Origin of the sequence: Limnovirga soli (genome assembly GCF_013106755.1) — a bacterium.
GTDB lineage: Bacteria > Bacteroidota > Bacteroidia > Chitinophagales > Chitinophagaceae > Limnovirga > Limnovirga soli.
This window is the reverse complement of record NZ_WHPF01000001.1, coordinates 23,919-48,121: the sequence shown is the minus strand read 5'-3', so window position 1 is coordinate 48,121 and position 24,203 is coordinate 23,919. Positions and strand designations below refer to the sequence as shown.

At 39.5% G+C, this 24,203-nt stretch carries 14 protein-coding genes; 8 read left to right on the top strand and 6 right to left on the bottom strand.

From position 1 onward, the window contains the following. Positions 1-4 precede the first annotated feature (4 nt). On the top strand, positions 5-1,909 hold the full coding sequence (locus GD597_RS00140; protein WP_171605761.1) for a RecQ family ATP-dependent DNA helicase: 1,905 nt from the start codon (positions 5-7) through the stop codon (positions 1,907-1,909). A 293-nt stretch (positions 1,910-2,202) separates the two neighbouring features. Here the strand turns inward: GD597_RS00140 and lon are convergent, their stop codons facing one another. The 4 genes from lon to GD597_RS00120 form a co-directional block, all read right to left on the bottom strand. Beyond that, the gene (gene lon / locus GD597_RS00135; RefSeq protein WP_235954133.1) at positions 2,203-4,611 is read right to left on the bottom strand and encodes an endopeptidase La; all 2,409 of its coding nucleotides are present in this window, start codon (positions 4,609-4,611) and stop codon (positions 2,203-2,205) included. Positions 4,612-4,788: 177 nt separating this feature from the next. Then, positions 4,789-5,382 (bottom strand): porin family protein, encoded by a 594-nt coding sequence (locus GD597_RS00130; protein ID WP_171605760.1) that lies wholly within the window; start codon positions 5,380-5,382, stop codon positions 4,789-4,791. A 466-nt stretch (positions 5,383-5,848) separates the two neighbouring features. Continuing rightward, positions 5,849-6,562: a DUF4197 domain-containing protein gene (locus tag GD597_RS00125; protein ID WP_171605759.1), complete on the bottom strand. Its 714-nt coding sequence runs from the start codon at positions 6,560-6,562 to the stop codon at positions 5,849-5,851. 113 nt (positions 6,563-6,675) lie between these two features. After that, positions 6,676-7,980, bottom strand: a complete 1,305-nt coding sequence (locus tag GD597_RS00120; RefSeq protein WP_171605758.1) for a T9SS type A sorting domain-containing protein — start codon at positions 7,978-7,980, stop codon at positions 6,676-6,678. 132 nt (positions 7,981-8,112) lie between these two features. Here GD597_RS00120 and GD597_RS00115 point away from each other — a divergent pair, with 132 nt between their 5' ends. After that, positions 8,113-8,928, top strand: coding sequence for a glutaminyl-peptide cyclotransferase (locus GD597_RS00115; protein WP_171605757.1), 816 nt, complete (start codon positions 8,113-8,115; stop codon positions 8,926-8,928). 106 nt (positions 8,929-9,034) lie between these two features. Here the strand turns inward: GD597_RS00115 and GD597_RS00110 are convergent, their stop codons facing one another. Next, positions 9,035-9,403 carry a ribosomal maturation YjgA family protein gene (locus GD597_RS00110; protein ID WP_171605756.1) on the bottom strand — a complete coding sequence of 123 codons (369 nt, stop codon included), beginning with the start codon at positions 9,401-9,403 and terminating at the stop codon, positions 9,035-9,037. 106 nt (positions 9,404-9,509) lie between these two features. Beyond that, entirely contained in the window at positions 9,510-10,409 is a 900-nt protein-coding gene (locus GD597_RS00105) for a class I SAM-dependent methyltransferase (RefSeq protein ID WP_171605755.1), read from the bottom strand. A gap of 97 nt (positions 10,410-10,506) precedes the next feature. On the opposite strand from GD597_RS00105, the gene GD597_RS00100 reads away from it, so the two are divergent. The 6 genes from GD597_RS00100 to GD597_RS00075 all read left to right on the top strand — a co-directional run bounded on the left by GD597_RS00100 (position 10,507) and on the right by GD597_RS00075 (position 24,201). After that, positions 10,507-11,883 carry a DUF58 domain-containing protein gene (locus GD597_RS00100; RefSeq protein ID WP_171605754.1) on the top strand — a complete coding sequence of 459 codons (1,377 nt, stop codon included), beginning with the start codon at positions 10,507-10,509 and terminating at the stop codon, positions 11,881-11,883. A 269-nt stretch (positions 11,884-12,152) separates the two neighbouring features. After that, a complete protein-coding gene (locus GD597_RS00095) occupies positions 12,153-14,777 on the top strand; it encodes a transglutaminase domain-containing protein (protein ID WP_171605753.1) in 2,625 nt (874 codons plus the stop codon). A gap of 4 nt (positions 14,778-14,781) precedes the next feature. After that, positions 14,782-15,765 (top strand): AAA family ATPase, encoded by a 984-nt coding sequence (locus tag GD597_RS00090; RefSeq protein ID WP_171605752.1) that lies wholly within the window; start codon positions 14,782-14,784, stop codon positions 15,763-15,765. Positions 15,766-15,913: 148 nt separating this feature from the next. Further along, a complete protein-coding gene (locus GD597_RS00085) occupies positions 15,914-17,929 on the top strand; it encodes a hypothetical protein (protein WP_171605751.1) in 2,016 nt (671 codons plus the stop codon). Positions 17,930-18,191: 262 nt separating this feature from the next. Next, on the top strand, positions 18,192-20,306 hold the full coding sequence (recG, locus tag GD597_RS00080) for an ATP-dependent DNA helicase RecG (RefSeq protein WP_317170272.1): 2,115 nt from the start codon (positions 18,192-18,194) through the stop codon (positions 20,304-20,306). Between the two features lie 238 nt (positions 20,307-20,544). Continuing rightward, complete coding sequence (locus GD597_RS00075; protein ID WP_171605749.1) at positions 20,545-24,201, top strand: DUF7948 domain-containing protein; 3,657 nt, start codon at positions 20,545-20,547, stop codon at positions 24,199-24,201. Positions 24,202-24,203: the final 2 nt, after the last annotated feature.

The following is a 24,203-nucleotide window of genomic DNA, read 5'->3' as shown; positions in this document are numbered from 1 at the left end:
CAATATGGTATCTCCCTTACACATATTACAGCAATACTGGCGGCATACCTCCTTCCGGCCCATGCAGGAAGAAATTATCAATGCCGTACTTTCCGGTAAAGATGTGCTGGCATTATTACCTACGGGTGGTGGTAAGTCAATTTGTTTTCAGGTACCTGCTTTAATGCAGGATGGTGTATGTCTTGTAATTTCTCCCCTTATTGCATTGATGAAAGATCAGGTGGCCAACCTGGTACAAAAAGGTATTCCCGCCATGGCCATTCATAGTGGCATGCCCTACCCCGAAGTACAGCAATGTTTGCAGCAAGTGGCCGAAGGTGAAATTAAATTCCTGTACTTGTCTCCCGAACGGTTGGAAACTGAATTGTTTAAAGACTTTCTGGAATATATGCAAATCAACCTTATTGCTGTAGATGAAGCGCACTGTATTTCGCAATGGGGATATGATTTTAGACCGCCCTATCTGCGTATTGCACAAATACGTACCCTTTTACCAAATGTGCCTGTATTGGCTTTAACAGCATCTGCTACGCCAAAGGTGCAGGAGGATATTATTGATAAACTGGTTTTTAAACAATACAGCATTTTTAAGCAATCTTTTGAGCGGCCAACTTTATCCTACAGCGTTTTTTTGGTAGACAGTAAAATAAATAAGTTACTGGATATTTTACGTAAAGTGCCCGGCAGCAGCATTGTGTATTGTAAAAGCCGCAGGCTAACAAAGGAAGTTGCACAAATGCTGGCCATGCAACAGGTATCGGTAAATTATTACCATGCCGGTTTAAGTGAACAGGAACGCAGTGAACGGCAAATGGCATGGCTGCAAAATAAAACCAGGGTTATGGTATGCACCAATGCATTTGGCATGGGCATAGATAAACCTGGCGTACGAACAGTGGTACATTATGATGCACCCGATTGTATTGAAAATTATTATCAGGAAGCTGGCCGTGCCGGGCGTGACGGCAAAAAGGCTTTTGCTGTTTTATTGTATACTCAGGAGGATATCGCCTACCTGCAAGGCCTGCCTCAACAACGCTTTCCTGATGAACTGGTGATACAGCAGGTGTACCAGGCACTGGCAGATTATCTGCAAATACCCGTAGGTATTGGCCAATACCAATATTTTGATTTTGATTTTGGCAGCTTTGTAAAAACCTTTAAACTGGATTTGCTACAGGTAATAAACGTGCTTAAGGTATTGGAGCAGGAGGGGCATTTAAGTTTTAATGAAAATATTTTTTTGCCGGCACAGGTTATGTTTAAAGCGCCACAATCTTTAATGGAAGCCTATGAAGAAAGCCATCCCATGTTACAACCGGTTATTAAATGCCTGTTGCGTACGTACCAGGGCATATTGGATAACCGTGTGTCTATAAACGAAAAGCAAATTGCTAAAATGGCGGGACTTTCTTTTGAAAGTGTATATAAAGATTTACAACAACTGCATGCTTTGGGGATAATAGAATACCTGCCACAAAAAGAAACGCCGCAAATACATTTCTTAACCAACCGTGCACCAGCCAGGTTTTTGCATATTAATAAACAGCATTATGCCAGCCGTAAAAAACTATACACGCAAAGGGTAGAGGCAATGTTGCAATTTATGGGAAGTAAAAAGGATTGCCGCAGTGTATATATTGCAGCTTATTTTGGCGATAATGCAGTAAACAAATGTGGCATTTGTGATAATTGCCTGCACCAAAAAACATCTAACCTGGCCCCTGATGAATTTAATGCCATTCAAGAGCAGCTATATGCCCTATTGCCGCCAGAGGGCATGGATACCAAACAACTTTTAGAGAAGCTTACTACCATACCAAAAACTAAATTGTGGCAGGTGCTCAACTTTCTACATGCTGAACATGAATTGGCTATTAATGAATTTGGATGGATCATAAAACTGTAGTAATTATGAAGGCAGCTTCCTTTTTAATGAGTTTTATTTTCTTGCTTTAGGTCTATTGAAATTCCTGTTTTTTGTTAAACAAATGCCTTTCTTTTTGATGGCAGCTTTACACATTCTGCAGTACAAGAGTGCGACGCAAGTAAAGCTAAATAGCATTACTGCTTTCTGGCTAATAAAAAAAGAATTCCCCCATTGAAATGGAGGAATATTAACCCTTAAAACAACCAACATGAAAATCGTTCTTAGTAGTATTACAAACGATTAAATTGATTGTTTAGAATTATTTGCTAAAATTATTGTAAAGCAATTTCAAGTACCTGTTGCATGGTTTTTACATAATGAAACTGTAGACCATGTATAAAATTGCTATCTATTTCTTTAATATCTTTTTCGTTTTGCCAGCAAAGAATAATTTCCTTTAAGCCTGCACGTCTGGCGGCCAATACTTTTTCTTTAATGCCACCAACGGGTAGTACTTGTCCGCGAAGGGTAATTTCCCCAGTCATAGCCAGATAAGATTTTACTTTGCGGCCGGTAAAGGCTGAGGCTAGTGAAGTGAGCATGGTTACACCTGCGCTTGGACCATCTTTAGGTACTGCCCCTTCCGGTACGTGTATATGTGCGTTGCGTTGCAGGAATAAGGATGGTTCTATGCCAAACTTTTTGGCGTTGGCTTGCAAATAGGTAAGTGCAGTGGAAGCGCTTTCCTTCATCACATTGCCCAGATTGCCGGTGAGTTTAAGATCGCCTTTGCCCTCACTTAGGATGGTTTCTATAAACAGGATATCGCCACCAACATAGGTCCATGCCAGGCCAACGGTTACCCCAGGCATATTGGCTATTTTATAAATATCATTACTATATCTTGGTGCACCTAATATTTTCTCAACATCGGCCTGGGTAAGGATGGATTTGATTTTATTTTTAGTGGCATATTCTTTTGCTTCGTAACGCATAATGCTGGCTAACTGGCGGTCCAGTTCACGAACGCCGCTTTCGCGTGTATAGCTTTCAATAATTTTTTCGAGCACTTTATCGCTGATCTTGAATTTTACATTAGCCAGTCCATGCGCTTCTTTTTGTTTAGGTTCCAGGTGGCGTTTGGCAATTTCTACTTTTTCTTCGATGGCATAGCCGCTAAGATCAATAATCTCCAGCCTGTCGCGCAGGGCGGGTTGTATATTCTGGAGGTTATTGGCAGTTGCTATAAAAAGCACTTTACTTAAATCGTATTCCAGTTCCAGATAGTTATCGTAGAAAGAATTGTTTTGTTCGGGGTCTAATACTTCCAGTAAAGCAGAAGAAGGATCGCCACGAAAATCGTTGCCAATTTTATCAATCTCGTCGAGTATCATTACCGGATTGGATGATTTTACCTTGCGGATATTTTGCAAAACACGGCCTGGCATGGCACCAATATAGGTTTTTCTATGGCCGCGTATTTCGCTTTCATCGTGTAAGCCACCTAAACTTACGCGTACATATTTGCGGCCTACGGCATGTGCAATGCTTTTGCCCAAAGAGGTTTTACCAATACCGGGAGGGCCTATAAAGCAAAGGATGGGGCTTTTCATATCGCCCTTTAACTTTAATACGGCCAGGTATTCGAGTATGCGTTCTTTTATCTTGGTCATGCCATAGTGATCATTATCAAGCACTTTTTTGGCACGTTTCAAATCGTAATTGTCGACCGTGTAATCTTCCCAGGGAAGATCGAGCATGAGATCTAGATGGTTGTATACCACAGAATAATCAGGTGTGGAAGGGTGCATACGCTCCAGCTTTTCAATACCTGATTTAAACATGTTTTTGGCAGTTTCGGGCCACTTTTTGGATTCGCCCTTTTTCTTCATCTGAGCAATTTCCCTTTCATTGGTATCGCCACCCAGTTCTTCTTTGATGCTTTTGAGTTGCTGCTGAAGAAAATAATCGCGTTGCTGTTTATCAATTTCGCTGCGGGTTTTGGAAGCAACTTTATTTTTAAGTTCAGCAAATTGAAGTTCTCTTTGCAGTAGTTCAATCAGTTTTTCTGCACGTTTCTTGATGTCTTCAATTTCCAGCAGAGACTGTTTTTCCTTAAGATCGCTGTTTAAATTACTGCTTACAAAATTGATAAGAAAAGAGGCGTTCTCAATATTTTTTAAAATGATAGAAGCTTCGGTAGGCAAATTGGGCGACAGCTGAATAATTTCTGTTGCCAGTTCTTTAATTGTGGCAGTATATGCTTCAAAATCTTCATCCAGCATTTTTTCATCATCGGCCAATACTTCTATACTAGCTTTAAAATAGGGCTCTTCTTCCACCAATGCCAGCATTTTAAACCGCTTTTTGCCCTGAATGATAATGGTAGTACCCCCATCTGGCATTTTAATAAGCTTTACAATTTTGGCAACGGTACCAATAGTGCAAAGGTCATGTACGGCAGGTTCTTCTACATTTGGGTCTTTTTGTGCCAAAACACCAATCAGCTTGTCGGTTTTGTATGCTTCGTTTACGGCTTTAATACTTTTATCCCGGCCAACAGTAATGGGAATTACTACACCAGGGAAAAGTACCGTATTGCGTAAAGGCAATAATGGAATGATAGCAGGTATAATCAGGTTTTTATCCTGTTCGCTATCATTTTCACTTATGGGGATAATAGGCAAAAAATCTGTATCCTCGTCAGTAGAAAAATATACTTTATTAATATTCATGTTCATGTTACTTAAAGTCAAATTGTCATTGTGTACCATCATTAGCTATAGCTGGTAAAGGTATTTCTAATGTTCAATTAAGATGCCAAAGCAAAATAAGTAACAAAACGCGAACAAAATGGCGCAAAAAAGCCGGATACATAAAATTATCCGGCAATTGTCCTCCCCCTGAAATAATATTGTTTAAAGAATTCGTAATCCTACACCAAACTGGAGTTGTTGGTTTTTCCATTTGTCTTTATTGTCAATATCGTTGATATTGCTTAAGCCTATATTGTACCGGACATACACTTTTAGTGTGCCCAGGTTAATTTGTGCTCCTGCAACGGCAGCGAAATCTCCTTTTTTAAAGGCATTAGCCCCGTTTTCCAGGAGGTTTTCTTTATCGTTCACTAATATGCTATACTGAGGTCCAACCTGAAAAGTGAGCAATTTACCAGCGTTAATACGTAACAAAACAGGGATATTCAGATAGTTAAGTGTTACTTCATCGCCAGTAATTGCACTTCCTATGCCATCATAAATGTCCTGAAAGCCATTGCCTACTTTGGTATTTGTTTGGCTAAATAAAATTTCTGGCTGGATACCGATTTTTTTATTAAAATCAATTTCCATAAAGCCACCTAGCTGGTACCCAAAATTGAAACCATCTTTAAAAGATTGCCCTTCAATTTTATTCATGTTGGCGCCACCTTTTACACCTAAATGAAAACCTTGGGCTTTAGTGATTGTTGAAAATGCGATAATTGCCAGTGCTGCTAAAATGATCTTTTTCATATTTGTTGTTTTGTTGATGTAATTCAATTGTTGTGCCATAATCATTTGCTTTAACGACCAGTTTCTTATAAGTATTGTTAAAAGAAAATCTAAAATTGTTGGCTGGCTGGCATTGGGTGAAGAGAAGGATGGCATTGCAATAAAAGCAATAGCAGTTGGATTGGTGTTTAATTAAGCTGGGTTATGGTAATGCAAGTGGGTAGCTGTGAAAAAAGATAGGAGTATTAATCGACTGTAGTTGTTTTAACTTGTTTTAAACAAGATTAGAAGTTTACCGGCTGCAAATGGTAGTATGAATAAAATAAGTAGTATGAATACAATATTCACTAATTGTATTCATACTATTACCAGGATGTATAAAGGCCCGACCCGGATTGGGACGTACAAGAGTGCGACGCAACGGATGCCCAATAGTTATTTTACTGATGGGCCCACCATTACATAATATCCGAAAGTGGAATAAATATTATTTGCCAAATACTTTTTGCAATAAATCACTTGTTCGGGCAACTGGATCTTTTCTGATTTGCGTTTCCTGTAAGGCTACTTCATAAAAAATGCCCGACAAAGCTTTTTCAGTTACATAGCTGCTTAGATCGGGGTTTATTTTCTTAAACGAAAATTTATTGTAACTGCTAAATAGGGTGTTCCAGTATTTGGTAGCACCGGTTTTAGCCAGAGATTGATCGATGACTGGTTTGAATGCTTCGGTTAATGAGGCATTGGTTTTACTGCGCAAATAGGCGGTAGCTGCGGTGTCGCCGCCTTTTAAAATGCCCCAGGCATCAGTTATACTCATGCCTTTAATGGCATTTAAAAATATGGGTGCAGCGCTTTTTGCTGCATCTTCCGCAGCATGGTTCATAGATACAATGGCATCATCTACTTGTTTGCCTAGGCCAATGCCACGTAATGTTTTCTCCACTTTTTCCGCTTCGGGAGGTAAAAGAATTTTTATAGCAGCATCTTTTAAAAAACCATCTACTGCCGATAATTTGCTGGTGCCTTTGGTTACGCCATTACTAAGGGCTTCTTTTAAGCCGCTGGCAATATCATTGGTGCTTAGCGAATCACCCGATTTGGGCTTGGTTACTTTTTTTAGGAGGTCAAGTGGCGATTGTGCCTGAACCGAAAACGTGCCAATTACTGATAATGCAAATAATAATACCCAATTTTTCATGTACAACTGTTTAAGTGTATATCTCAAAAGTAATGCCGTATATGATAAGAACTAGTTAAATAAAAAAAGCAGGAATTATTTGTTCCTGCTTTTTTATTGAGTTAAAAGTATTTTTACTGTTTTACTACTTTGAATATCTGCTGTTCATTACCAGCATCGATTTTTAAAATGTATAAACCGTTTTTAAGTTGAGTAGATTGTATTAATGTAATTGTATTGGAGCCGGCATTATATGTTGCCGCTTTTTCTGTAGCAACTAATTTGCCTTGTATGTCGTAAAGTTTAGCAGTAATGGTTTGCATTGTAGCTAAGCTAAACTGCACCTTTAATGCATTGTTGAACGGGTTTGAAAACAAAATGCTGTTTATATTGCTGCTGCCGTTTAAGCCGATTGTTTTTGAATAGGTGAATGTGCCATCGGCGTTGATTTGTTTGATGCGATATTGTACAGCGCCGCCTGAAGATGCAAAGGCATTCTTATCTGTAAAATTGTATATATATTCTTTAGAACTATTTATGGAGCTAATGTTTGTTACGGGTTTAAATATACCGTTATTAAAGGCTTTTTCAATTTCATAACCTTTCATATTCAGCTCGTTACTTACTTTCCAACTTAAACTTACATCATTATTTTTCCTTTCACCATTGAATGAAATAAGGCTAACAGGTAATGCTGAACAACCACCTGCACTAGTGCTGACAATTGGGAATGCCCAAAGAGTTACATCAATGCCATACCCGTTTGTTTGATCATTAAAAGGTACCCAACTATCATCACTCCATTGTTCAATTGCCAAACCAGGAACATCCTCTCCATCAAGAGTGCCTGCAATCCATATAGAATCATTTGGGTATTTGAAATTAGAAATGTCCGCAGTTATATGTACCACTTTTGATGTAGGTAAAGCCAACGGGGTTGTAAAATTGATATAAGTAAAAGAAGAAGCCAAAACATCTGCTTTAACCTGAGAAAGTGTTCTTTCTTCTGTAGCCAGTAAAGTGCCAGGTACACCGCTATTATCGTCATATACCCTGAAAAATATTTTCTTGTTCAGGTTGGCTCCTGTTTTTGAATTAGCTTTTCCAAAAGCAAAATAACAACCTAGAAGATGGGTGAAAGAAGAGGCCGACAGGTCGAATGTATTTCCCTTTTGCTTGTCGAGATACTTGTTTGTACCGTTTACATAATCAGGTTTGCCATTGGTAACGAGATAGGTAGTGCCAGACCATAACTCATTCACAGGGTAATTAATGGTGTCACAATCACCTGATGTTCCTTGTACCGTTGGTGGTAAGTGGCTAGATAATTTTTTCTCGCTTTGAGCCGAATTTTTGCTAAAAGGTTTTTGAGCCAAACCAGACATTGCAGATGTGCACAATCCAATCAGGAAGAGTAAAGTGTAGATTTTTATATTCATAATTCTTGTTTTTTGTAATGTAAATCTTAAAAGCCAACTATCCTCATTTTGTTGGTGTTATGGTACAATTTTATTTTATTCTTACCATTTTTTTAAAATATAGCACATTACATTTGTTGCAACTTTATATGTATGCGTTATCCTATTTTACTTATAGCGGCGTTAGTTTTTATTTGTTCCTGTAATGGCGGCGGCAGTGGCACTACCACGCAGCAGCAAGATGTACCTACAGAAGTGCCAGTTGCCACGTATAACGTAATTAAAGTATATCCGCATGACACCAGCTCTTATACCGAGGGACTGGTTTTATTAAATAATGTTTTGTATGAAAGCACTGGTAACAGGGGGAAAAGCAAATTGCGCCAGCTTCAATTGGAAACTGGAAAAGCGGTAAAAGATGTTGATTTGGCTGCCAATTATTTTGGCGAAGGCATAGCTATTTTAAATAATAAAATTTATCAGCTTACCTACGAAGAGCATAAGGTGTTTGTGTACGATGCCGCCACCTTTAAAAAAACAGCGGAATTTACCTGGCCTTTTGAAGGTTGGGGTATGACCCACAATGGCAAAGACCTTATTATTGGCACGGGGTCCAGCAACCTGTATTTTGTAAATCCGGAAACATTTAAAATTATTAGCACCATTAGCGTTACCGATAATTATGGCCCGGTGGGTAATATAAATGAACTGGAATATGTAAACGGTGCCATTTATGCCAATGTATATTTAACCGATGATATTTTAAAAATTGATCCGGTTACCGGAAAAGTATTGTCTAAATTAGATATGAAGGGATTGCTTGATAAAAGCGGTATGGTATACAACCCCGCCAAATACGATAATAACACCGGAAATGTACTTAATGGTATTGCATACGACAGCGCAAAAAACACCTTGCTGGTAACCGGTAAATTTTGGCCGGCCCTGTTTGAAATACAACTAAATTAATTGAATAAGTATTGGCCCAACAGTAGCGCTGCCATTGGCTTTACTTGCGTCGCACACTTGTACGGCAGGTAGGCGTGGGGGCAAAAAAATACGACAGTTTTTTACATTATTTATTAGCGGTTCTTTCAAGTAGTAATACTGTAACTATTCCTAATGTATACGCGACTAAATCGCCCCAGGCAAAACCATTACCCAGAATAATATTTAGCCATACCACATGTTGTAAACCAAACAGTTGTAAAAAATGAAAATATTGTAAAACCTCCAGCAGGTAAGCAATTAAAAGTACGCTTATAGCCAAAGGCCATGGTGGTATGTTAAACAAGCTTTTAATGCTGCAATACATTAAAATTACCACCAAAAAATCGCCAAAATAGGGGCGTATATATTTATCGTGCAAAAAAATGGCTATCAGTACTTCTGTTACAAAAAGCAGGATAGCCGGGATAAAATATTTTTTTTGAAACCTGAGCATAATTTGTGGTGGAAATACTTAATGCAGCTGCCATATAACCCGAATGTACAAGAGTGCGACGCAAGCGCAGATGATATCATATATGTGGCCGGGCCAATAAACCTTTTTATTTTTTTCTGATAATATAAATCACCGAGCTGCACCGCTCAGTATTGGCCAGTGTTTTTAGATTTGATATAAAACCATTCCAAATGGCATTTAAAAAATTATTATGTCCGTTTTTGTATTGTTCGCTTAACATGGCAACATAAAAACTGTCGAACCACATGGGGCGGTAAGCATCTACAATAAAGCCATGCTGAGCCATTAACTGCTGCATACTTTGCGGCGAAAAATGATATAAATGGCGGGGTACATCATAGGCCGCCCAGTACCTATTATACAGGGTAGCATCGTAACTGGTATAATTGGGTACAGCTATAATAAGTACACCTTGTTGCTTTAATATTTTTTGAAAAGTTTTAATATAGGGGTGTAAATCGTGAACATGCTCCAGCACATGCCACATGGTAATTACGTCAAAACTTTGGGCGGGGAAGCTAAATAGCTGACTAAGCGATTCTAATGGCAGCCCGTGATTACGCATGGCATTTTCACGGGCAATGGCATCGGGTTCCAGTCCGGTAACCTGCCAGTTAGCTTGCTGCATAGTGGCTGCAAAAGCACCGGTACCGGCACCCACATCCAATAAAACACCGTTTTGCCGGCGGCTAACTTCTTTTACCAGGTTCTTTTTAGATTGCAGGGTATAACTGCGTACAAAATGATAGAGCCGGTTAACCAGCCCTTTTTTTGTATCGGAATGGGAAATATAATCTGCCGATTGGTAGTAGGCCCCAATAGATGCAGCATCTGGAACATGTTGCGTAAACCGGCCATTACATTGCTGGCAATGCCAAATGCTAAAATTATTTTTACTAACAGTATAGTCTTTTGCATCTAATACAGCCGTAATTTGAGTACTGCTGCAAATGGGGCATTGCCGGTAAGTGATTAAATTGCTCATTCGTGGCAAAGAAAGCAAAGTTTCAGTTAAAAAATACCCTTTGCGGGGTACTAGTTTTTTCAGCCATTGATCTTTCTTTACATTTAGCTTTATTATAATGGGAAGAACACTTCAATATATTCGTGGCCAGTTAAGATGGGCCTTATTTTTTATACCTTTTACCTTTTACTTTCTGCTATTTTCAGTTGCAGGGGTGCTGGTATACAATTGGTTACTCTCCAATAATACCCAGCCAGGCAGCTCCTTCGCCGATATTTTTACCCTTTTACTAAAGGCGGCTGTATGGTTTGTGGCGGTTATTGTTGGGGTGGCAATAATCTCTTCTTTGTTGGCCTATCTGGTATTTGTTTGGCGAATGAAAAAGAATAACATCCAATTTTCTATACAAAGCAAAGCGGCGGCAGCAAATAATGGCAATAAGCCCACACAAAGAATAATTATTGCCATTGCACCTTTGCTAAAACCTTTGCTTGGATTTATCAAATTGCGCTTACAATACGATGATAAGCAGTTTTCACCAAAATTTGCCTTAGTACAACAGCAGCAGAAAAAGTTGTTTAGCAGCCAGTATATGGGTGAATACCATTGGCAATTACCAGAAATAAAAGAATACCGAATAGAAAAACTGGTGTTGTATTTTGAGGATATGTTTCAGTTTTTTTCTTTTACCATTGCCCTTCCAGTAAGTAATCGTTTTTATACAAGTCCTTTTGCCCCTGCTATAGCAAATATGCCTGTTTCGCCACGCAAAACAGAGGATAGCGCCACCCGCATTGAAGAACTGAAAAAGGTAGAAGGCGAATACCTGAACTATAAGAATTTTGAAAATAACGACGATGTGAGGCGCATTGTTTGGAAAATTTATGCCAAAAATAAAGAGTTGGTGGTACGCACCCCCGAAGTGCTTGACCCTACCGCTTCGCATGCCTATATTTATACCTCTTTTTACACTGCATTCGATATTGCCGGTAATAGCACCGCCGAAATATTTTTTCTAAACTATTACAAAACCATGTTGTGGGGCGTATATCAGCAACTTACTAAACAGGGTTTTGCTTTGCGTTTGGTGGCCGACCAGCCTACGCCCACTTTGCCTAATGCGGCTGAGCAGGATCTGGTGCAATATGCGCTTAGTACCAGCAAATGGCAGGCAGATAAAAATATTACCCAATTGGCTGGTGCCAAAGATGCATCGGTAATTATAGTTTCCTCTTTTTGCCATGCAGATGATATTGCTGTATTGCTAAATAACCAATCGGCTTATACCACCATTGTTTTTGTAAAGCTGAGTAATAGTTTGCAAAGTACATATCTGATACAACTGGTGCAATGGTTGTTTATACAGCAGGAGAAAAACGAGGTGGAAATGTATAAAACCAATTGGCGATTATCGCTTTTGCGCAGAACGATTTTAGATAATGAGCATAAGCTGGAAACTTTACTGGGAAAGCATTCCAGAACATTGGTGTTATAAGAGAAATATTATTAGCCCGGCAATGGTGCATGCATTTGGCTTTACTTGCGTCGCACACTTGTACGGCAGAATGAACAGCTGCTATTTGAGTGTAAAGCCGAATTAGCTGTATCACTAAAAGCACGAATTTGTATTTAATAGAAATGCCCATTATTGTTTTACAGCACAAGAGTGCGACGCAAGCGGTGATGCATAATGCCTTAAAGTTTGGTTCAAAAAAAATATAAAACATAGCTGTTTAATTACAGTAACAGATAGCCCAATAAAAAATGCAGATAGGAAAAATACATAGCTGGAAAAAAGTAATTGCGCAAATTATATTGCTGGCACTGCCCACAGTAATGCTGGCCTGTTACCTGTTATGGAATGCCAACCGGTTTTATAATATTTTGCAAAACCAATGGATATTGCAGGGCAGTTATTTTGCGGCTGGTATATTGCTGGCAACTGTTTTTTATAGTTTCCGGTTTAGGTTTTTTACAACCACATTGGTGCTGGGTTTATTGTATTATGGCGTGTATAAGCTATTGGGTAGTTTTAGTGTGGGCGAGTTTGATGCGTTTTTTGTATCGGTTCAGTTTATGTTGTTTGCAGTATTATTTACCGTTGGCTGGATCACCGGTTTCGGCTTTTCGCGTTCCAGATATTATACCATTTTTTGGTCGGTGTTTTTACTGGCTGTACAAATTGTAATAATTAGTAAAACCAGTGATTATAAAGCAGCCAATATGATAGGTGCATTTGCTCCGGTACTGGCATATGCCTTTTATATCATTTTTACGGCTGAACTTATTCGTAACATGAATGAGGATGAAACCAGTTTTGGCTGGTTTATAACCAAAAGATTACTTGGTTTTGGTGTGGTGGTACTGGCATTATTGTTGGCGGTATTAAGCATTTTTCAAACCGATTTTAAAGCCATTGAAAAAGAGTGGGGTAATGCGGAAGGCAAGTACGACCCCAATAAGGGCAGTGGTGGCGAAAGCATGACCAAAACAAATAAAGACGGGTCAGTAAGTAATAATGATCAAACCAAACTCACCAGTTCTTTGCACAAAGGTAAAAGGCTGGTATTTGTAGCTAAGCTGGATAATTTTTTTGAGGGCGGTACAGCGCCCAACCCACTATATTTTACGGCTTATTACTATACTAAATTTGATACACTTACTCAGGCATTTGAAATAGATAGCCTGATGCCGGATAATGATTTGTTTAGGCCCAATCCGTCAAAGATTCCCTTGTATTTTGCCAAAAAAGATTCTGCAGTAATTAAAAATACACATGCTACTATTGCCCGTAAAGTGGTAAATGCAGAAGTGTACAAAGTATTGCTATCACCTGATGAGTTTATTGCACCTTCCACTGCATTTTTTTGCCAGCCCATACCTGTACCCAATGAATACAAAGACCAGTATAAAAGTGCTTACCGGGCCAAAATGTGGGTAAGTGATTTAAACAGTGCCTATTTTATTTATAACCCTGCTGGTAATGAAAGTCTTGAACAGTTTCAGGAACAGCGTTTTCAGGCCCTGCGTTCGGTTACCAGCTATACTGGTGTTGATAAAAAACTGCTGGATTACTATACATATATGCCATCCAATACTGATTATGACAGTTTGCGGCAACTGGCAAAACGCATTACGGCCAATGCCGTTACCCCAATTGATAAAATGATTGCCATACGCGATTATTTTTTAAGTAAGGATGAATTTGACCAGCCTTTATTTAAATATTCTGATAATCCGGGTATTCCGGGCATACCAAGTGCCAGTAAACTCAACTATTTTCTGTTTGAAAACCGAAAGGGTTATTGCGCCTATTTTGCAGGTGCCACTTTATTTATGCTAAGGGCATTGGGTATACCCTCCCGGGTGGCAGCAGGTTTTTTAACTATAGATCGCAGTAGCAAAAACCCTGGCTGGTATTGGTTTTATGAAGATCAGGCACATGCGTGGGTGCAGGTATTTTTTCCGGGTTATGGGTGGATAGATTTTGATACTACCGTGCCGGATGTAAACACCCAACAAGCCCCGCAGCCTGATGAAACCCCGCCTTTAAATATGCAGGATGCTTATTTTGTAGCAGATGGTACGGTAACTAGCATAGACACAATAACCAAAAAGCTACAATTAAAAGTGTCAAAGCTATTATTTCATGACAAGGATTATGAAACAGCCAACCCGGAACAAACAATGCTGGATGTTTCGCTGGCAACAGTTTCCAAAGATACTGGAGTTGTAACGTTGGGTACTATTAAAAAGGGCATGCATATTACTACTGCTTCTTATGCTGAAATATTAAAAAATATTACTGCAAGCGAGCAGGATAGCCTGAGCGATGTTATTAAAAAATTACATCAGCCTATTCCGGTTGACCAGATTAAAATAATTGATCCGGAAAATGAAAAGCTGCAAAAGAAAAAGGAAGCAGCTGCAAATGAAACACCTACAGATTGGCTGCAACTAATGTGGATTTTACTTGGCACTATTGCTGCCTGCACTGCAGTAGCTTTTCTGCTGCCCTGGTGTATATGGCTGTATTATGATGCTAAGGCGCGTAATGCTACAGAAGTAAAAGCACAGGCATTTAACAGGTATACGGCTGCAATGTTTTATCTGCATGTTTTAGGGTATTCAAGACAAGGGAAGGGGCCTGTTGAGTTTGCTGTTGCAATAGATCAGCAATTCAATACTTCTTTTGTGGCTTTTAATAATGTTTATCAGCAATTAAAATACAGTACTGTGCCATTAACGGCCAAACAGGCAGGGGTGATTGAGGGATTTTATACACCGTTTATACAATCTGTTAAAACGAAAGTGCCATTAAAAACAAGGGCCACCGCATTTTTAAATATTTATAACACAATTTCCTATTTCGCACAAAGCAAAAAATAAATTTATGGAGCAAGAAATTCAGTTAGAGCACGCATTGGCAAATATTCAAAAACTGGTTGATAATATAGAAACGGTTATCCGTGGAAAAAGAACGCAAATACAATTTATATTAACAGCCTTGCTGGCAAAGGGGCATATTTTAATGGAAGATAATCCGGGCACCGGTAAAACTGTAATGGCCAAAACATTGGCTCAAAGTATTGCAGGCAGCCATAACCAAAGTTCGGTGAATTTTAAACGTATACAGTTTACACCAGATTTGTTGCCTATGGACCTGATTGGCTCTCATATTTTTGATGATATTAAGAAAGAATTTATTTTTAAAAAAGGCCCTTTGTTTTGTAATGTTTTATTGGCCGATGAAATAAACCGTGCTTCTCCCAAAGTGCAATCCGCCCTGCTGGAATGTATGGCCGAAACCCAAATTACCATGGGCGACATTACCTATCAGCTGGAAAACTTGTTTTTTACTATTGCCACACAAAACCCCATTGAAATGGAAGGAACTTATCCGTTGCCTGCGGCGCAGCTGGATCGGTTCTTTATCAAAATTATTTTTGGGTATGTGGATGAAGCTACTGAACTGGATATTTATAAAGACTACCTCGGCATTCAAAATAACCTGCAACATATACAACAGGTATTATCTATGGATGAAATATTGTTTTTGCAGCAGGAAACAGAAAAGGTTTATATACATGAAGAACTGATTACAGCAGTGCGCAATATTATATGGGGCACCCGTAAACATGCCGATATTGTGTTGGGTGCTTCTACCCGCAGTGGAATTACCTTTTTAAAATGTCTGAAAGCGTTTGCACTGGTAAATGGTCGCAGCTTTGTTACAGAGGATGATATAAAAGCAATAACGCTGGCCGTATTAGATCATAGATTGATATATAGGAATAAGGAAGCCAAACAAAAGGCCCTGGCAGGAATTCTTGATACGGAATTGTTGCGGTTGAGTAAACTGAATATTGCAAAATAGCAGCATTGGAAAGACGAAAAAGTTGCTATAGCTATTGTTTTAATGGCTGCTTTGCTGCATTTGCTTATAGGTGTACAAGAGTGCGACGCAAGTAAAGCAATATTTACTTTCTACTAGCCTGGCTCAAAAAAAATACAGAATAGAATACATGACAAAACAGTTTTTATATCGTATTATATTATTAACCTGCTTTTTTTACGGTTGGGTATTTACTACTTTGGCGCAAAACGCGGCAGCCCGCTACGAAATTGATGCTAAGCGTAAAGGTGTAAACCCAACTGATAAAGATGCATTACCCCGTAGCCGCGAATTTATAAGGCTGGATAGTACCTATTATGTAGGCTATTTATACGAAGGCTTGTATAAATTCGATAGAAGTGCCGATTATCTTGGGTATAAGAATGCTATTATCCCACTTAAAAAAGCATTCGACCTGCTGGATAAGGATTACCATAAAAACTTTGCAACCATTTATAATAGTGTTGATAACCTGATTGCCAATTTTCCGCGCTATCAGGATTTGTATATGATTTTTACGGCTTTGAAAGGCTGTTACGATAATATTGAAATGCCTGATGAAGCGATGGAACTGGTGAATAAAATTGATGCCTATCATTTTAAAAATGATTATGGCTTTGATCTTTGTTACCAGCGTTCCTGGATGTATCACCGCAGCAGATTTTTAACAGCATCCAAACATAATTTTCTTAAAAATTCTGTGCAGGAAAATGAGCAAATGGCATTTCAATGGTGTTATAATGGGCTTGCTTATATTAAGCGATATGAAGCAGATAACGATGCCATTTTTGGTCCCGGACAAACACAGCAAAGACAGCTAACCATATATCATAACCTGGCTTTATTACATTGCTTTAATAAGAATTACGATAGCAGCCAGTATTACTACGAATTGCTGGCCGATGGTGGCCGGGTTTCGTGGAATAATTACGGTGGCATGCAGGGCGAGGTAGGTAATTTTGCCACTTCTCAGGAATATTTTAGTCGCGATATGTATAAAAGCGCTGAGCATTTTTTGCGGGAGCCCTATTACTATTTACCACAACTGTATGTGTATGCCGGTAAAACAAAGGAAGCCATAAGCCTTTGCCAGGAAATGATTACCGAAAGTGGCTCTACGCCAGGCTTTGGCTGGTATAATATTGCATTGGGCCGCAGTTATATGTACGATGGACAATTAGACAGTTGCGCATTTGCATTGGATAAAGCTGCTAATTTTAAAGAGCTGCATATTGGCACCACACTTACCCAAAACCAATATGATTTTACAATTAATTTATTGCGCATACAGTTGTATGATAAATTACTGGCTCAGGAAAAATTTTTAAACAAGGGATGGTGGTATTCGCCCACCAGTTTGTATAATATTGCCGAGTTTAAAGCCAAAAAAATGGCAGCTGAATATGTGGTGGTTAACCAATTGATGAACGACCCCGAACGAGACAGATTGGTGTACGATTTGTTTTGCGCAGAATCTACCACCACCTTTGATGAAGCCTGGTATCTGATGAAAGATTTTAGTCCGCGTTACTTTATAAAAAAGTACCAGGATTACCAGCAAACAGATAAGCGGGCCAATATTCAAAAATATTTTCAATTGTTTACGGCCAAATTTGCCTATGAAAAAGGTGATAAAAAAGAAGCATTAACTGCATTGCAAAATATCGATCGTTCAGCAGTGGCAGATACCGCCAGCGAAAAATTGTTTATTGCCCGTGTATACGAAAACCTGGTACAGGCTTATGATGCAACTGATGACAAAAACAAACTGGCCATATACAGCAATGCATTGTTGGAGGAGTATCCGCAAATAATTCCATTTGCAGGTATACAGACCACGGTGCAACTTAATACCGCTGGATTAACAGACGATGTTACCAACGCAGTAATCAACGAAATAAAAGATTGCAATATCAATTTTGCCAATACAGATAATGCTGCTCAGGCAACTATAGCGTTTACAAAAAAAGGTAGCAGCTATCAGGCCCTGATAAACCTGCGCAGCGCCAATGGAAAAAAGTTGGTGATTAATCAGCGGCTTATTTTTAAAACCCCTTCCGGTGCCGGCAAGGAAATTGCCTTGCGTATGTTTGGCAAAGGTGGCGCTTTGGTGTTTGATCCTCCACCCGCTCCTGAAAAGAAATGATGCTTTTATTAACCCAACACAGGTAATGCTATTGTGCAGTCCTTGCGTCGCACTCTTGTGCTGTATCAAGCGTTTCAGCAGGTTGCTATTGTATATGAAATTGTGCGTGGTAACAAAAAGTCCACTTTTAATCAAACCGCACAAGAGTGCGAAGCAAGTAAAGCTAAATGACTGTTATACAGCCGGGCAACAACTGCTTTACTATTATATTTTTGCATGGCAAGGTTCTGTAACAGAAATTTGTATTTTACATCCCTCTATTGTGCAAACAGCCAGGCCATCCATATTAGATTCCCCCATAGAATACCTGAAAGGCGTTGGCCCCCTGCGTGGCGATATGCTTAAGAAAGAATTAGGCATATTTAGTTTCAGGGATTTGCTGGAACATTTTCCCCTAAGGCATATTGATAAAACACAGGTAAGCCCCATTGCTGCCATAACACCAGCTACTGAATTTATTCAGGTGGCCGGCGTATTAGTACAGGTAGAAACCATTGGCGAGAAATATGGTAAACGTATGGTGGCGCAACTAAAAGATAAAACAGGCGTGCTGGAGCTGGTTTGGTTTCAGGGCATTAACTGGGTGCAAAAAATGCTGGAACCGGGCAAAGAATACCTGGTATTTGGCCGAACCGGTTTTTTTAATGGTCGCCCACAAATTACCCATCCCGAACTGGAATTGCTTTCTGCACAAACAATGGATGGTAAAAGTTTTTTAGAGCCGGTATATCCTACTACTGAGAAACTTAAAGCCCGTTCGTTAAATGGCCGTCAAATAGGTAAATTAATGGCGGCATTATTGCCCCAAATTAGCGAACGCGATATTGCTGAGAATATTCCCGAAAGCATTTTGCAACAATTGCAATTAGTAAGCAGGTATAAAGCTTATTGTAACCTGCATTTTCCGCCATCCGTTGACGCCTACGACAAGGCAGTGGAACGATTGAAATTTGAGGAGTTTTTTATAGCACAGGTTAGGTTACAATTAACCCGACTGGAAAGACACAAGCAAAGCCGTGGTGTAGTATTTGAAAAAGTAGGCGATTTGTTTAATGATTTTTATGCAAACCACCTGCCATTTGAATTAACCGGAGCCCAAAAACGCGTTATCCGTGAAATACGTTTAGATACTGCCAAAGGTCATCAAATGAACCGGCTGCTTCAGGGCGATGTGGGTAGTGGTAAAACCATTGTGGCATTGCTTTGTATGTTACTGGCAGCAGATAATGGTTGCCAAAGTTGTCTGGTGGCGCCTACTGAAATACTGGCCCAGCAACATTATAATGGTTTGCAGGAATTATTAAAAGAAATGCCGGTGGGCATAAAACTGCTAACAGGCAGCACCAAAAAAAAGGAAAGAAAAATAATTGCAGAAGGGTTGATGGATGGATCTATACTTATATTGGTAGGCACTCATGCCATTATTGAAGATACGGTACAGTTTAAGAACCTGGGTTTTGCCGTAATAGATGAACAACACCGCTTTGGGGTGGCACAAAGGGCGCAGTTATGGAAAAAAGCAGACATTCCACCGCATATATTGGTAATGACGGCCACGCCCATACCCAGAACATTGGCCATGACTGCTTATGGCGATCTTGATTATAGTATTATGGATGAATTGCCGCCGGGCAGGCAACCTATTACAACTGTTCATCGTTTTGAAACAAGACGGGCCAGCGTAATGGATTTTATAAGAGATGAAATTGCCAAAGGCAGGCAGGCATATATTATTTATCCACTAATAGAAGAAAGCGAATCGCTTAGTTACGAAGACCTGATGCAGGGCTACGAACAGGTAAAAAGTTATTTTCCTGAACCTGCCTATAGCATTAGTATGGTGCATGGCCGTATGCCTGCTGAACAAAAAGATACCAATATGCAACGTTTTGTTACTCACAATACTAACATTATGGTAAGTACCACCGTAATAGAAGTAGGGGTAAATGTGCCAAATGCCAGCGTAATGGTGGTAGAAAGTGCCGAAAAATTTGGATTATCGCAATTACACCAGTTACGCGGTCGTGTGGGGCGGGGTAGTGAAAAAAGCTATTGTATTTTATTAACCGGCGTAAAACTTAGTAACGATGCCCGTGAACGCATTAAAATTATGTGTGCCACCAACGATGGCTTTGTTATTGCTGAGAAAGACCTGGAACTGCGTGGCCCCGGTGAAATAGATGGTACAAAACAAAGCGGTGCATTAAACTTTAGGCTGGCCAGTATAGTCAATGATAAAGGATTGCTGGATACTGCCAAATACTTTGCCGAACAAATCATCAGTAGCGATGAGGGGTTAGATGCATCTCCAAATTTGCCATTAAAAAATTATTTAATTGCGCAAAAGGGAAAAACTGTTTGGAGCAAAATATCTTAAGCAACAATTAACATATTGCAGGCGTTAATTTACAGCTAATACAGTTGTATTGTTACCGGCAATGGAATGGTTGGCGGCTTTACTTGTGTCACTCACTTGTACGCCGGCAATGCTATTCAGCAAAAAGCAAAATAGCAGTACAACTGTTTTACTTTTCCTAAGCTTCATATTTGATGTACATAAACATAAAAAGTGGATTATCAGAACTAAATACCACCGTATTGCGTAACTTTTAAACATGATTACCTTGAATACTTTCAAGCGCTCTTTTTTATTCATTTTAATAATCTTCATAAGTGCAGTAAATGGCATTGGGCAAAGCCTGCAATATGTAGAAAATAAAGGGCAGTGGGATAGTAAAGTAACCTATGCCAGTGATATGGGTGGCAGTGTGTTCTTTCTCCAAAAGCAAGGGTATAAAGTACTTTTAAACAATCAGCAGGATCTTAAAAATATTGCGCAGCACTATTCCGGTCATGTGCACGATACAAAAAATACCCCCGGTGCTGCCAATCAGTTAAATAGCGCAGCTGCAAACAACTCATCAGACAACCTCATATTACATTCTGTAGCGTATGAGGTAAAGTTCCTTGGTGCTGCAGCCAATCCCCGAATTATTCCTGATAAACCTTTAGACACCTACAATAATTATTATCTGGGTAACGATAGCAGCAAATGGGCCAGCGGGTGTAAAATATTTCAGGCCATCACCTACGAAAACGTATACCCAGGCATTGATGCCCGTTATTATGCGGATAATGGCAGTCTTAAATACGATTTTATTGTGCATCCCGGTGCCGATGTAAATAAAATTGCTTTACAGTTTACCGGTGTTTCCGGCATTAGTATTAAAAATAAAAATCTGGTTATTAAAACACCTTTGGGTGAAGTATCTGAAGAGCGGCCCTATACTTACCAGTTTATGGAAAAAGGCAGGGCCGATGTAGATGCATCTTACTATATAGAAAATGGCAATATTGTAAAATTCAGGTTACAGAATTATTCAAAAACTGCAACAGTTGTAATAGACCCCACATTAATCTTTGCCAGTTTTACCGGCAGTTTGGTAGATAACTGGGGTTATACCGCTACTTATGATGGAACTGGTAACTTTTATGCAGGTGGCATTGCATTTGGGTCTGGATTCCCAACCAGTGTAGGGGCATTTCAAACAAATTATTCCGGTGGAGTGGGTGAGGGGTCTTTAGGAGGTTATGATATAGCACTAATAAAATTAAGCGCTAATGGCTCTACTCGTTTATATGCTACCTATTTGGGCGGAGGCGGTAATGAGCAGCCACATAGTTTGGTGGTAGATAATAATGATGATCTGATTATCGCCGGCAGAACCAATTCTTCCAATTTTCCTACCACTGCTGCTACCATTGGATCCGGTGGTAAGTTTGACATTTTTATTACCAAAATAAAGTCAGATGGATCTGCCATTCTGGGCTCCCGTAAAATTGGAGGTGTTGATGACGATGGGGTTAATATCCGGTCCAAAGAAATTGCAGGTCCATTAAGCATAACCCGAAATTACGGTGATGATGCCCGTAGTGAAGTAATTGTAGACCAAAGCAATAATATTTACCTGGCATCCTGTACCCAATCATCTGGCTTTCCTGTAACTGCAGGTGTTTTTCAAAGCAGTTCAGGGGGTAAACAGGATGGGGTATTAATTAAGATGAATAATAGTTTAAGCAACTTGCTCTTTGCATCCTATTTGGGCGGCAATGGCGATGATGCTGCTTTTGTATTGTCTCTAAATCCACTAAATAATAATATATATGTGGCTGGATCTACAGTAAGCGATAATCTGCAGGGGGTAGCAGGTAATGCTGGTCCTATACTATTTAATAAATTTCAAAATGGTGCTTGCGATGGGTACGTATCAATTATTAACAACACTGGTACCGCACTTATCAAAACTGTTTATGTAGGAACGCCTGGAAATGATATGTTGTATGGTATACAAATCGATCGTTTTGGTTTTCCTTATATCACTGGTGCCACCACCTCCGCATTTCCGGTAATAAATGCAGCATTTAATACCCAGGCCAATGGTAAGCAGTTTATTACCAAATTACAGCCTGACTTAAGCGGTGTGGTTTATTCAACCAATTTTGGTAAGGGGCTTTCGGCACCAGATATTGCTACCAATGCCTTTCTGGTAGACCGTTGCGAAAATGTGTATGTAGCCGGATGGGGCGGAGGTTTGGCAAACCTGGAAGGCTATCCCAATGCCGGCACTTTGGGGCTTACAACTACTGCTAATGCGATTAGAGCCAATTCCGATGGAAGTGATTTTTACTTTTTTGTGTTAGAGAAAAATGCCCTAAGCCAGTTATATGGTACTTTTTATGGTAATATAGATAATGTACCCGATGTAGGCGACCATGTAGATGGCGGCACCAGCCGTTTTGATAAAGAAGGTGTAATTTACCAGGCCATGTGTGCCAATTGTAATAAGGCAGGTGTATTTCCCACTACGCCAGGTGTTTGGGGGCCAACTAATCCGGCAAATACTGGTGCGGAATGTAATGAAGCAGCGGTTAAAATTGCTTTTGAACTTGCCGGTGTGGGTTCGGGCATAAGGCCTACTATTCATGGTAAGGTAAGAGATACCAGTGGCTGTTTGCCATTAACGGTAGATTTTAGAGACACCATTGCAACCGGTAAAATATTTGTCTGGAGTTTTAATGATGGCAGCCCTGATCAAACAACACTTGTGCCTACCATCAGCCACACGTTTACTACTACAGGTTTGTTTAGGGTTAGGCTGATCTCTATTGATTCCTTAACCTGTAATATTGCAGACACTTCCTATACCCGAATCAGGGTAAGAGATGATTCAGCCTACATTAATTTCAATACGCTCAAATTACCTCCCTGCCAATCCTTAAATTATCAGTTTAATAATATCTCGGTAGCGCCTCCGCTTAAACCTTTCAATGCCAACAGTTTTGAATGGAGTTTTGGAGATGGAACAACCCTTATAAGTAATGCCCTTACACTTACCCATGCTTATCCGGCACCAGGTACCTATAATGTGGTATTAAGGTTAATTGATACAGCGTATTGTAATTACCCCGATTCTGTTACAATTCAATTAAGAATTGCATCCAATGTAAAAGCACAATTTGAAACACCGCCATCCGGCTGTGTACCGTATACCTTACCCATTAATAATACCTCATTGGCGGGTACGGAGTTTTTGTGGGATTTTGGGGATGGCAATACTTTTTCCGGCCAGCAACCAGTATACACTTATTTTATTCCCGGTACTTATACCATAAAATTAGTGGTGATAGATAGCAATACCTGTAATATCATAGATAGCACACAGCAAACCATTACAGTAAGTGCAAAACCTATTGCCATTTTTACCTATAGTCCTCAGCCATCAGAGGAAAATACCCCAACTATATTTACTAATTTTTCATTGGGCGGCATATCATACAAATGGAAATTTGGAGATGGCGATTCTTTGGTTACCACCAACAGAGATTCACTTATCTCTCATATATATGCAGCTACCGGAACCTACAATGCCTGCCTAACCACCACCAACCAATTTGGATGCGACAGTACAGTATGCCAACCGGTACAAGCCATTATCAGGCCCGTATTAGGTGTGCCCAATGCCTTTACCCCCAATGGAGATGGTGTGAATGATAAGATTTTTGTAAAAGCATTTGGTATTGACAAAATGAGCTGGCGTATATATAATCGTTGGGGACAGTTAATATATACCTCAAACAGTATAAGTGATGGTTGGGATGGTAAATATAATGGCGTTTTACAACCACAGGAAGTATATGTATATGTTTTAGATGTAACATTTACTGATGGTACCCAAAGCCGCAAAAAAGGTGATATAACATTATTAAGATAGCG